An 11,080-nucleotide genomic window follows, 5' to 3' on the forward strand; every position below is an offset into this window, starting at 1 on the left:
ATATTGCCTGTGCCGGGTGTTGCCTGCCGCTCTTGGGCGCCCAATGAGTAATAAGCTAGGGCCATGGCACCCACAAGCACCCCTGATTCCGCCCTGTCCGCATCCGTCCCCGGCACCGCCCCGGAGCTTGCCGCCCCCTATGGCTCCGGAGCCGCAGGCGTAGGCCCCCAGGTGGCCAGGGTCCGCACCCACCACCTGCAGGCCGCCAAGGCCGCCGGCGGAAAATTTGCCATGCTCACCGCCTATGACCAGTACACCGCCCAGATTTTTGACGAGGCCGGCACGGAGGTGCTGCTGGTGGGTGATTCCGCCTCGAACAATGTTCTGGGCAATGAGACGTCGCTGCCCATCACGCTGGAGGAAATGATCATTTTTTCCCGCGCCGTCACCGCCGGCGCCAAGCGCGCCCTGGTCGTTGCCGATCTGCCGTTTGGCAGCTACGAACAATCCCCGCAACAGGCCGTTGCCTCCTCGGTGCGCTTGATGAAGGAGGGGTTGGTGCACGCGGTCAAGATGGAAGGCGGCGCCTACTACGCCCCCACGGTGCGTGCCCTGACCGAGGCCGGCATTCCGGTCATGGCCCATATTGGCTTCACCCCGCAAAGCGAGCATGTGCTGGGCGGATACCGTGTCCAGGGCCGCGGCGATCTGGCCCAGGCCCTCGTTGACGACGCCGTGGCGCTGGCGGATGCCGGGGCCTTTTGCGTGTTGATGGAAATGGTCCCCGCCACCGCAGCCGCCGCCGTGGAGGCTGCCGTGTCCGTGCCAACGGTGGGCATTGGCGCCGGCAGTTCAACCACCGGCCAGGTTTTGGTGTGGCAGGACATGGCCGGGCTCCGCACCGGCAAAATGGCGAAATTCGTCAAGCAATACGCCCAGCTGCGCACCATTTTGGCCGAGGCCGCCAAGGAATACGGCGATGAGGTCCGCTCGGGGATCTTTCCGGGCCAGGAGCACAGCTTCTAGCCGCCCCCGGCAGCCCTGGCTGCGCCCGGGCAGCTGCAGGGGGCCCGGCCGCAGCCGGCGGCGCTTCCCGGAAGCTAGGCGCCGTCTTCCTCGTCCAGGGCGTCCGCCTGCTCGTTGCGTGCCTGGACCTTGGCCAGGGCCTGCTGCGCCTGCTCAAAAGTGTCGTACGGGCCAATCAGTGACTTCCACCCCGATTGGGCATCCTTTTCCACTTGATGGGTTTGAACGTTGTACCAGTACTGTGCCACTGCTGCCTCCACGATCGTTTTGAATGTGGCTTTCCCACTGCCCCCATCATAGTTACCGGGACGGCACGGGGATCCGGTGCAACCGCACCCGGGCGCCACGGGGAGGCGACACGCCATTGGGGCCAAAGAAATATAGGATGGTTGCTATGTCTTCAACCGCCACCCACGCACCCCTTGGCAAGCTTGCTCCCGGAACGATCACCCCGGAACGTCCGGTCCCCCGCAACATCCCCCGCCCGGAGTATGTTGGCAAGGCCGGCCCGGCACCGTTCACCGGAACCGAGGTGAAGGACGCCGAAACGCTGGAAAAAATCCGCATTTCGGCCAAAATCGCCGCCCAGGCCATTGTGGAGGTTGGCAGGCACATTGTTCCCGGCGTCACCACCGACGCCCTCGACCGCATTGGACACGAGTTTTTGCTCGATCACCAGGCGTACCCCTCAACACTGGGCTACCGGGGCTTCCCCAAATCGCTGTGCTCGTCCCTGAACGAGGTCATTTGCCATGGCATCCCGGACAGCACGGTGGTGCAGGACGGCGACATCCTCAACATCGACATCACAGCGTACAAGAACGGCGTGCACGGCGACACCAACTGGACCTTCAACGTCGGTGACGTTGATGAAGAATCCCGGCTGCTGGTGGAACGTACGCAGGAGTCCCTGAACCGGGCCATCCGGGCCGTGGCGCCGGGACGGGAAATCAATGTCATTGGCCGCACCATATCCTCCTACGCCAAACGCTTTGGCTACGGGGTGGTCCGGGACTTCACCGGTCACGGCGTCGGTGAAGCCTTCCACACGGGTTTGATTATTCCGCATTATGACGCGGCGCCGGCGTACAACACTGTGCTGGAAGAGGGCATGGTGTTTACTATCGAACCTATGCTCACTTTGGGAACCATTGACTGGGACATGTGGGAGGACGACTGGACGGTTGTCACCCGCGACCGGAAGCGCACCGCCCAGTTTGAGCACACCCTGGTGGTCACCGCCACCGGCGCCGAAGTGCTCACCCTGCCCTAGCGACCGGAAACCGCCTTGGCCGTGCCCGCTCACGGCAGCAACACGCACCCCAGTTTGATCCCACTAACCTCGGAGGACGCATGTCCAAGAAGCACTCAGCAGCGACAGTAATTGGCGTAGACATTGGCGGCACGGGCATTAAGGGCGGCATTGTTGACCTTGCCACCGGAAAGGTGGTGGGTGAGCGTTTCCGCATTCCCACACCCACCCCCTCCACCCCCCAGGAAGTTGCCAAGGTGGTCCGGGCCATTGTGGCGGAGCTGTCAGGCCGCGAGCACGCCCCGGCGGCGACAAGCCCCATTGGCATCACCTTTCCCGCCATCATTTCCCACGGCGTCTCGCTCTCCGCTGCCAACGTGGACAAATCCTGGATCAATGCCGATGTGGACAGGATCTTCACGCAGGAACTGGGCCGTGACGTGCAGGTGATCAATGATGCCGATGCCGCAGGCCTGGCCGAGGCACGGTACGGCGCCGGGAAGGACGTCAAGGGCACGGTGCTGGTCATCACCCTCGGCACAGGCATCGGCTCGGCCTTCATCTACAACGGCAAACTGATCCCCAATGTGGAACTGGGGCATTTGGAAATCGATGGTGGCAGCGCCGAGTCGCGGGCCTCGGCCAGCGCCCGCGAACGCGACAACCTTGACTGGGACCAGTACGCCGTACGTTTGCAGCGGTATTTCTCCCACGTGGAGTTCCTGTTCTCCCCCGAGCTGTTCATTGTGGGCGGCGGCATTTCCAAGCGCAGCGAGGACTACCTGCCGCAGCTGAAGCTCCGCACCAAAATTGTCCCGGCACAACTGGCCAACAATGCCGGCATTGTGGGCGGGGCCCTGCAGGTGGCCATGCACCACAAAATCACCGGCTAGAGCCGCCCACGGGCAGCTGGCCGGCCAGGAACCGGGAAACTAGGCCTGGCTGGCCAGCTGCTGCGGGGAAAGTGCGGGTTCACTGCGCAACTGCGCAATGGCCGACTCGAAGTCCTCCAGCGATTCAAAGGCCTGGTAGACGCTGGCGAAGCGCAGATATGCCACCAGATCCAGCCGCCGCAGCGGCGCCAAAATGGCCAAACCCACATTGTTCGCATCAATTTCAGCGGCACCGCTGGCACGGATGGACTCTTCCACTTCCTGTGCCAGCATGGCCAGGTCGTCATCGGTCACCGGCCGGCCCTGGCATGCCTTGCGGACACCGCTGATGACTTTGCTGCGGCTAAAGGGCTCAGCCACTCCGGAGCGTTTGGTGACCGAGAGGCTGGCTGTTTCCACGGTGCTGAACCGGCGCCCGCATTGCGTGCACTGGCGGCGCCGGCGGATGGCGGAGCCGTCGTCCGCGAGCCGTGAATCAACAACCCTGGAATCGGGATTGCGGCAGAACGGGCAGTACATACAGTGTCCTTCAGGTCGTGGTGTGTCCCAGTCTAGGGTTGGCCCGCAACGAATGACAATTGTGTAACTTAGGCAAACCGGACCGCCACAGCGTCACCGTGGGCCGGCAGGCCCTCGGCGCGGGACAGGTTCACCACGTGGTCGGCCACTTCCTGCAGGGCGTCCTTGCTGTAGTTGATCAGCTGGACCGCGCGCAGGAAGGTCGTCACGTTCAGGCCCGAAGAGAAGGCGGCCGTGCCGGACGTGGGCAGGACGTGGTTGGATCCGGCGCAGTAGTCCCCCAGGCTCACCGGGCTGTAGTCGCCCACAAAGATGGCGCCGGCGCTGGTGATCCGGCTGGCCAGCTGCTCGGCATTGCGGGTCACCACCTCAAGATGTTCGGCGGCGTAGGCGTTGCACACCTCCACCCCCTGTGCCATGTCATCGACGAGCACAATGCCCGACTGGGGACCGGCCAAGGCCGCCTCGACGCGTTCGCGGTGCGTGGTCAGCGCCACCTGCCGCAGCAGTTCAGCTTCGACGGCGTCGGCAAGTCCGGGCGAATCAGTCACCAGCACCGAGGCGGCGTTGGGATCATGCTCGGCCTGGCTGATGAGGTCCGCGGCCACAAAAATGGGGTTGGCGCCGTCGTCGGCCAGGACCGCAATTTCCGTGGCCCCGGCCTCGGAGTCGATGCCCACCACGCCCTTGACCAGCCGTTTGGCGGTGGCGACAAAAATGTTGCCCGGCCCCGTGACCACGTCAACGGCTTCAATCTCCTCCCCCGCGCCATTGACGCTGCTGCCGGCCGCCACGCCGTAGGCGAAGGCGGCAATGGCTTGGGCGCCGCCCATGGCGTACACCTCCTCAATGCCCAGCAGTGCGGCCGCCGCCAGCACGGTGCTTTCAGGCAAACCGCCGTTGTCCTGCTGCGGCGGCGAGGCCAATGCCACCGAACTGACGCCGGCGGCCAACGCCGGAACCACATTCATGATCACCGAGGAAGGGTAGGCGGCCAAGCCGCCCGGAACGTACAAACCCACCCGGCGCACCGGAATCCAGTGTGCGGACACCACGGCGCCGTTGGCCACGGGAAAATCGACGTTGGCGGGCTTGGACGCCTGGGCAAAGGCAGTGGCCCGGGCAATGGACTCCTCCAGGGCCGCACGCAGCTGCGGATCGAGGGTGGCCAGGGCGTGGGCCAGCGCCGCGGCCGGCACGCGGGGGTGTTCCTGGCTGACGCCGTCAAACTTTTGGGCCAGCTGCGCCAGGGCGGCGTGCCCGTTTTCACGGACCTGGCCAATGATGAGTTCCACGGCTGCCTCCGCCGTGGTGACGGTGGCCGCGGCCGTGCGGGGCACCGCTGACTTCAACTCAGCCAGGCTCAGCGTGAGTCCACGCAGATCGGTGCGGCGCAGCACTGTGCGGGCGTTGCCGGCGGGCAGGGGCGTAGGAGATTCAAGAGTGCTCACAGCATTTGAGTTTACCCGTTGCCGGCGGACGGTGGCGCAGCCGCCGGCCGCCAGCTACGCCCCGGCCCCCGGGGCGGCTTCGGCCGTGGCTTCCGGAGCGGCTTCGGTCGTGGCTTCCGGAGCGGCTTCGGTCGCGGCTTCGGCCGTGGCTTGCGGGGACAGCGCCGACCAAATGAACACCACCAGCATGCTCGACAGCGGCCACAACAGCAGCGCGGCCCCCGACCGGAGGGAAAACACCATGCTGGGATTGGCCATGTTCGCCGGCGGGGACTGGAAAAGGTCCCCGGCAAAGACTCCGGTGCGCCACGCCAGCACGGCACCGAGCATCGCGGCCAGGGTCAGAACGGCCGCAAAGGCCCAGGAATTTTCCTGCCGGTGCAAAGCTGCCCGGTCCGCACCCTGGCGGACCAGCATCCCGTGCACTGCGGTGGCGATGCCTGCGGCGCACAGCAGGATTCCCAGCACCGCATCCCGGGCAAACCAGGAGTTGAAGTCGCTGCGGTCCCCCTGCAGGGCGCCCCCGGGTGCCACCAGGAACCACAGCCCGCCCACAGCCACCCCCGTCGCAACGGCAAAGTCCAGACAGCGCCGCCACCACGGTGCGCCCGGGCGGACGCGCCTGCGCAGTTGGCGGCGCCCGGCAGTGGTGCGCAGCCTGGCGGGGCCGGCTGCTGTGAAGCCGGTGCCCTCCGGGACGTTGGCGGCCTGCGCGGCGGCGGCTGGCGGAATCCGGGTCTCACTCATGGTTCCACCGTACCGCCGCCCGGCTGCCCTCAGCTTTCAAGGCAGGCCGGTCCCAGCAGCACCTTCAAGTCCCCGAACAGGGCGGGGGTGGGATTGACGCGGTGATGCAGGGGCAGTTTCATGACCTTTACGGCGCGTGCACCCAGCAGGTGCATTTTGACCTCGGTGTTGCCGCGGTGGTCTGCCAGCACCTGCTTTAAAGCGGTGAGCACCTGCTCGTTGGCCTTGTGTTCGGGCAGCGAAATCACCAGCGGTCCGGACAGTCCCTCACTGAGGTCGGGCACGGAAAGTTCCATGGCATTGAGAGTGATGGCCCCGTCGTCACGCTTTTGCAGGCGGCCCTTGACCACCACAATGAGGTCCTCGGCCAGCACATTGGCAATGGGGCCATACACCTGGCCAAAGAACATCACCTCCAGGGAGCCGCCCAGATCCTCCACTTCGCAGCGTGCATAGGGGTTGCCGCTGCTTTTGGCAATGCGCCGCTGCAGGTTCGTGATCATGCCGGAAATGGTGATGATGTGCCCGTCCTGCGGGCCGTCGTCGGCAAGCACCTGGGTGATGGACTGGTCGGCGTTTTGGCTCAGGATTCCTTCCAGCCCGCGCAGCGGATGATCCGAGACATAGAGCCCCAGCATGTCGCGCTCAAAGGCCAGCTTGTCCTTCTTGTCCCATTCGGGCAGGTCGGGAATTTCGGTGGTCAGCGCCGATTCCGGTTCGGCTTCACCGCCGAGGCCGGCAAAGAGGTCAAACTGCCCCACGGCCTCATTGCGTTTAATGGTGATGACCGAGTCCACGGCCTCTTCGTGGATCATCACCAGGGCCCGGCGGGCGTGCCCCAAGGAGTCAAAGGCCCCGGCCTTGATCAGGGATTCAATGGTGCGCTTGTTGCATACCACCGCCGGAACCTTCAGCAGGAAGTCGGAGAAGTTCTCAAAGTTCCCGCGCTCCTGCCGCGCCTCCACCAGCCCGTTGACCACATTGGCGCCCACATTGCGGATGGCGCCCATGCCGAAGCGGATGTCCCCGCCCACGGGGGTGAAGTTCAGCGCCGATTCATTCACATCCGGGGCCAGCACGGTGATGCCCATGCGGCGGCACTCATTGAGGTACAGCGCCAGCTTGTCCTTGTCATCGCCCACGCTGGTGAGCAGCGCTGCCATGTATTCGGCAGGAAAATGGGCCTTCAGGTAGGCGGTCCAGTAACTGATGACACCGTAGGCGGCGGAGTGCGCCTTGTTGAAGGCGTAGTCGGAGAAGGGCAGCAGGATGGCCCAGAGCGTGGCGACGGCGGCTTCGGAGTAGCCGTTGTCCATCATGCCCTGACGGAAGCCTGCGTACTGCTTGTCCAGCTCCGACTTCTTCTTCTTGCCCATGGCGCGGCGCAGAATGTCAGCCCGGCCCAGGGAATAACCGGCCAGTTTCTGGGCAATGGACATCACCTGCTCCTGGTAGACAATGAGGCCATAGGTGCCGCCCAAAATTTCGGCCAGCGGCTCCTCCAGTTCCGGGTGGATGGGCGTGATGGGCTGCAGGCCGTTTTTGCGCAGCGCATAGTTGGTGTGCGAATCAGCGCCCATGGGACCTGGCCGGTACAGGGCCAGCACGGCGGAGATGTCTTCAAAGTTGTCCGGCCGCATCAGCTTCAGCAGCCCGCGCATGGGCCCGCCGTCCAGCTGGAACACGCCCAGCGTGTCGCCGCGGGCCATCAGTTCATAGGAGGGTCCGTCATCAAGCTCAAGGCGTTCCAAGTCCAGGTCAATGCCCTGGTTGGCCTGGATGTTCTCCAAGGCGTCGGTGATGATGGTGAGGTTCCGCAGCCCCAAAAAGTCCATCTTGATCAGCCCCAGGCCCTCGGCCGTGGGGTAGTCGAACTGCGTGATCACCTGCCCGTCCTGGATCCGGCGCATGATGGGAATGACGTCAATGATGGGATCGGAGCTCATGATCACACCGGCCGCGTGCACGCCCCACTGGCGCTTGAGGCCCTCCAGGCCCTTGGAGAGCTCAAAGACCTTGGCGGCCTCCGGGTCGCTGGCGATCAAATTGCGGAAATCCTGGGCTTCGCCGTAACGCTTGGCCTCCGGGTTCTCAATGTCGTTGAGCAGGATGTCCTTGGCCATGACGGCCGGGGGCAGTGCCTTGGTGAGCATTTCACCCATGCTGAAGGGGTGGCCCAGGACGCGGGAGGAATCCTTCAGGGCCTGCTTGGTCTTAATGCTGCCGTAGGTGACAATCATGGCCACGCGCTCGTCGCCGTACTTTTCAGTCACGTACTTGATGACTTCGTGCCGGCGCCGGTCATCGAAGTCCACGTCAAAGTCGGGCATGGAGACGCGCTCCGGGTTTAGAAAGCGCTCAAAGATCAGGCCGTGGCGCAGCGGATCCAAATCCGTGATGCGCAGGGCGTAGGCCACCATGGAACCGGCACCGGAACCACGTCCGGGGCCCACCCGTATGCCCTGGTCCTTGGACCAGTTGATGAAGTCGGCCACCACCAGGAAGTAGCCGGGGAAGCCCATGCGGGTAATGACGTCGAGTTCGTAATCGGCCTGCTTGCGCACATCGTCGGGAATGCCCGCCGGGTAGCGGTACTTCAGCCCGGCGTCGACCTCCTTGACCAGCCAGGACGTTTCATCCTCCCCGGGCGGGCAGGGGAACCGCGGCATGTAGTTGGCTTCGGTGTTGAAGGACACCTCGCAGCGCTCGGCAATGAGCAGCGTGTTGTCGCACGCCTGCGGCAGCTCTGCAAACAGCTGGCGCATCTCCGCCGGGGACTTCAAGTAGTAGCCGCTGCCATTGAAGGCAAAGCGCTTGCCGCCCTGGTCATAGCTGGGTTCGGTCAGGGTCGAGGCCGACTGCAGCGCCAGCAGGGCCTCGTGGGCCTTGGCGTCATGCTCGTGCGTGTAGTGCAGGTCATTGGTGGCCACCAGGGGGATGTCCAGTTCCCGGGCCAGCCTCAGCAGGTCCTTGGTGACCCGGCGTTCAATGTCCAGCCCATGGTCCATCAGCTCGCAAAAGAAGTTTTCCTTGCCAAAGATGTCCTGGAATTCCGCGGCCGCGGCCTTGGCCTCGTTGTACTGGCCCAGACGCAGCCGGGTCTGTACCTCGCCGGAGGGGCAGCCGGTGGTGGCAATGAGACCCGAATGGTATTCATTGAGCAGCTCCCGGTCCAGCCGGGGGTACTTGCCCATGGGTGAGTCCAGGGAACCAATGGAGGAGGCCCGGAACAAGTTGCGCATGCCTTGGTTGTTGTAGCTGAGCAGGGTCATGTGCGTGTAGAAGCCACCGCCGGAGACATCGTCCTTTTTCTGCGATTCCTCCGTGCGCCATTTGACCCTGGTCTTGTCGGTGCGCGCCGTGCCCGGGGTGACATAGGCTTCCACCCCGATGATGGGCTTGATTCCCGCGTCGGTGGCTTTGCGCCAAAAATCGAACGCGCCAAACAAGTAGCCGTGGTCGGTGGTGGCAAGGGCGGGCATCTGAAGCCGTTTGGCTTCGTCGAAGAGCTCCGTCAGCCGCGCGGCCCCGTCCAGCATGGAGTACTCAGTGTGCGTATGGAGATGGACAAAACTGTCAGTCGATGAACTAGCCACTGGACCATTCTACGTGGCCGGACCGGGCCGGGGGTCGCCGCGTCCGGCCCGCACCTGCCGGCGGGAAGGATGTGTCAGTGTTCCCCGCGCAGGTGGTCCAGGGCGTAGCTGAGATCCTGCGGGTAGGGGCTGCTGACGGTGACCCACTCCCCCGACGACGGGTGGGTGAACCCCAGCTGCCGGGCGTGCAGCCACTGGCGCGTCAGGCCCAGTTCCGCTGCCAGGGCGGGGTCCGCGCCGTAGGTCAAGTCACCGGCGCAGGGGTGGCGTAGTGCTGAAAAATGCACGCGGATTTGATGGGTCCGCCCGGTCTCCAAATGCACCTGGACGTGGGCGGCCTTGCCAAAGGCCTCCAGAACCTCATAGTGGGTGATGGAGGGGCGGCCGCCCTCCAGCACGGCAAAGCGCCAATCATGGCCCGGGTGCCTGCCAATGGGGGCGTCAATGGTTCCCTTCAGCGGGTCGGGAAGTCCCTGCACCACCGCGTGGTAGACCTTCTCCACGGTGCGGTCCCGGAAGGCCTGCTTCAACACGGTGTAGGCGTGCTCCGTCTTGGCCACCACCATGGCCCCGGAGGTGCCCACGTCCAGGCGGTGGACAATGCCCACCCGCTCGGGCGCGCCGGAGGTGGAAATCCGGAAACCTGCGGCGGCCAGTCCGCCGACCACCGTGGGCCCCACCCACCCCGGGGACGGGTGCGCGGCAACGCCGACGGGTTTGTCCACCACCACGAAATCGTCGTCATCGAGCAGGATGCGCAAACCCTCGACGGGCTCCACCACCACTTCCAGCGGGTCCCGGCGGGCCGGCACGCTCACCTGCACTTGGGCCCCGGCACGGATTTTCTCGCTTTTGCCCAGCACCGCCCCGTCCTGGAGCACATTGCCTTCAGCGCACAGCAGGGCCGCAGCGGAACGTGAGATGCCCAGCAGCGCGGCCAGTCCGGCGTCGGCCCGCTTGCCTGCCAGTTCGTCGGGCGCGGTAAAGCATTCAGTCATTGCTGGCCTCCTGGGCGGCTGCGGAGGCCGCGGCGGTAGGGGCGGAGGGCGTCTTGCGCCCGTCCACAGAGATCCCCAACAGGGTCAAAAGGCAGATGGTGGCAACACCGCCCACCACCGCCATGTCGGCGACGTTGAAAATGGCAAAATTGGGGAAGGAAATGAAGTCCACCACATGCCCCATGCCAAAGGACGGCGGCCGCAAAAGCCTGTCGGTCAGGTTTCCCAGGGCACCGCCAAGGACCAGTCCCAGCCCCAGGGCCCACCAGGCGGAACCAAGTTTGCGGCCCATGAAGACAATCAGGCCGGACACAACGACCATGACAATGGTGAAGACCCAGGTGAAGTCCTCGCCAATGGAAAAGGCGGCTCCCGGGTTGAGGATGTGGTACCACTGCAGCAGCCCTGGTATCACCGGGACGCGTTCGCCCAGTTCCAGGGAGGAGCTGACCCACCATTTGCTCAGTTGATCGCAAAGGTAGGCGAAGGCGGCCACGGCCAGCCAGAACCAGAGGAGCTTCCTGCGTGTTGCCGGGGCTGGCGTGCGGGTGCTGGGCAAGGAATTTTCGCTCATGGTGCTTTCAGGGCTGGTGGGGCACAAGGGATCTCCCCCATCATAGCCGCCGGGAATGCAAAAAGCCGGTGGCGCGGGTTGCCC

General features: G+C 64.7%; 10 protein-coding genes. 3 read left to right on the forward strand and 7 right to left on the reverse strand.

The window, feature by feature from the left end; translation table 11 throughout:
• Window positions 1-63: 63 nt before the first annotated feature.
• A complete protein-coding gene (gene panB, locus ACFUCV_RS08910; RefSeq protein ID WP_380814709.1) occupies window positions 64-966 on the forward strand; it encodes a 3-methyl-2-oxobutanoate hydroxymethyltransferase in 903 nt (300 codons plus the stop codon).
• A gap of 74 nt (window positions 967-1,040) precedes the next feature.
• Here the strand turns inward: panB and ACFUCV_RS08915 are convergent, their stop codons facing one another.
• Window positions 1,041-1,226 (reverse strand): SPOR domain-containing protein, encoded by a 186-nt coding sequence (locus ACFUCV_RS08915; RefSeq protein ID WP_380814711.1) that lies wholly within the window; start codon window positions 1,224-1,226, stop codon window positions 1,041-1,043.
• A 134-nt stretch (window positions 1,227-1,360) separates the two neighbouring features.
• Here ACFUCV_RS08915 and map point away from each other — a divergent pair, with 134 nt between their 5' ends.
• Window positions 1,361-2,239 carry a type I methionyl aminopeptidase gene (map, locus tag ACFUCV_RS08920; protein ID WP_380814712.1) on the forward strand — a complete coding sequence of 293 codons (879 nt, stop codon included), beginning with the start codon at window positions 1,361-1,363 and terminating at the stop codon, window positions 2,237-2,239.
• 80 nt (window positions 2,240-2,319) lie between these two features.
• Window positions 2,320-3,111 carry a polyphosphate--glucose phosphotransferase gene (gene ppgK / locus ACFUCV_RS08925; protein ID WP_380814714.1) on the forward strand — a complete coding sequence of 264 codons (792 nt, stop codon included), beginning with the start codon at window positions 2,320-2,322 and terminating at the stop codon, window positions 3,109-3,111.
• A 39-nt stretch (window positions 3,112-3,150) separates the two neighbouring features.
• Here the strand turns inward: ppgK and nrdR are convergent, their stop codons facing one another.
• From nrdR to lspA, 6 genes are all read right to left on the reverse strand, one after another.
• Window positions 3,151-3,630 carry a transcriptional regulator NrdR gene (gene nrdR / locus ACFUCV_RS08930; protein ID WP_380814716.1) on the reverse strand — a complete coding sequence of 160 codons (480 nt, stop codon included), beginning with the start codon at window positions 3,628-3,630 and terminating at the stop codon, window positions 3,151-3,153.
• A gap of 68 nt (window positions 3,631-3,698) precedes the next feature.
• Complete coding sequence (gene hisD / locus ACFUCV_RS08935) at window positions 3,699-5,081, reverse strand: histidinol dehydrogenase (RefSeq protein ID WP_380814718.1); 1,383 nt, start codon at window positions 5,079-5,081, stop codon at window positions 3,699-3,701.
• A gap of 54 nt (window positions 5,082-5,135) precedes the next feature.
• Entirely contained in the window at window positions 5,136-5,828 is a 693-nt protein-coding gene (locus tag ACFUCV_RS08940) for a hypothetical protein (RefSeq protein WP_380814719.1), read from the reverse strand.
• 29 nt (window positions 5,829-5,857) lie between these two features.
• Window positions 5,858-9,424, reverse strand: a complete 3,567-nt coding sequence (gene dnaE, locus ACFUCV_RS08945) for a DNA polymerase III subunit alpha (protein ID WP_380814721.1) — start codon at window positions 9,422-9,424, stop codon at window positions 5,858-5,860.
• A 74-nt stretch (window positions 9,425-9,498) separates the two neighbouring features.
• Window positions 9,499-10,422 (reverse strand): RluA family pseudouridine synthase, encoded by a 924-nt coding sequence (locus ACFUCV_RS08950; RefSeq protein ID WP_380814723.1) that lies wholly within the window; start codon window positions 10,420-10,422, stop codon window positions 9,499-9,501.
• The gene (lspA, locus tag ACFUCV_RS08955) at window positions 10,415-10,996 is read right to left on the reverse strand and encodes a signal peptidase II (RefSeq protein ID WP_380814740.1); all 582 of its coding nucleotides are present in this window, start codon (window positions 10,994-10,996) and stop codon (window positions 10,415-10,417) included. The genes ACFUCV_RS08950 and lspA overlap by 8 nt, the downstream gene beginning before the upstream one ends.
• Window positions 10,997-11,080: the final 84 nt, after the last annotated feature.

It is taken from the genome of Specibacter sp. NPDC057265, from assembly GCF_042668835.1.
Taxonomy (GTDB): domain Bacteria; phylum Actinomycetota; class Actinomycetes; order Actinomycetales; family Micrococcaceae; genus Specibacter.

Coding starts and splice junctions, on each gene's coding strand:
- nrdR (WP_380814716.1), bottom strand. CDS start 3,630: ATGTACTGCCCGTTCTGCCGCAATCCCGATTCCAGGGTTGTTGATTCA.
- map (WP_380814712.1), top strand. CDS start 1,361: ATGTCTTCAACCGCCACCCACGCACCCCTTGGCAAGCTTGCTCCCGGA.
- ACFUCV_RS08950 (WP_380814723.1), bottom strand. CDS start 10,422: ATGACTGAATGCTTTACCGCGCCCGACGAACTGGCAGGCAAGCGGGCC.
- lspA (WP_380814740.1), bottom strand. CDS start 10,996: ATGAGCGAAAATTCCTTGCCCAGCACCCGCACGCCAGCCCCGGCAACA.
- ppgK (WP_380814714.1), top strand. CDS start 2,320: ATGTCCAAGAAGCACTCAGCAGCGACAGTAATTGGCGTAGACATTGGC.
- ACFUCV_RS08940 (WP_380814719.1), bottom strand. CDS start 5,828: ATGAGTGAGACCCGGATTCCGCCAGCCGCCGCCGCGCAGGCCGCCAAC.
- panB (WP_380814709.1), top strand. CDS start 64: ATGGCACCCACAAGCACCCCTGATTCCGCCCTGTCCGCATCCGTCCCC.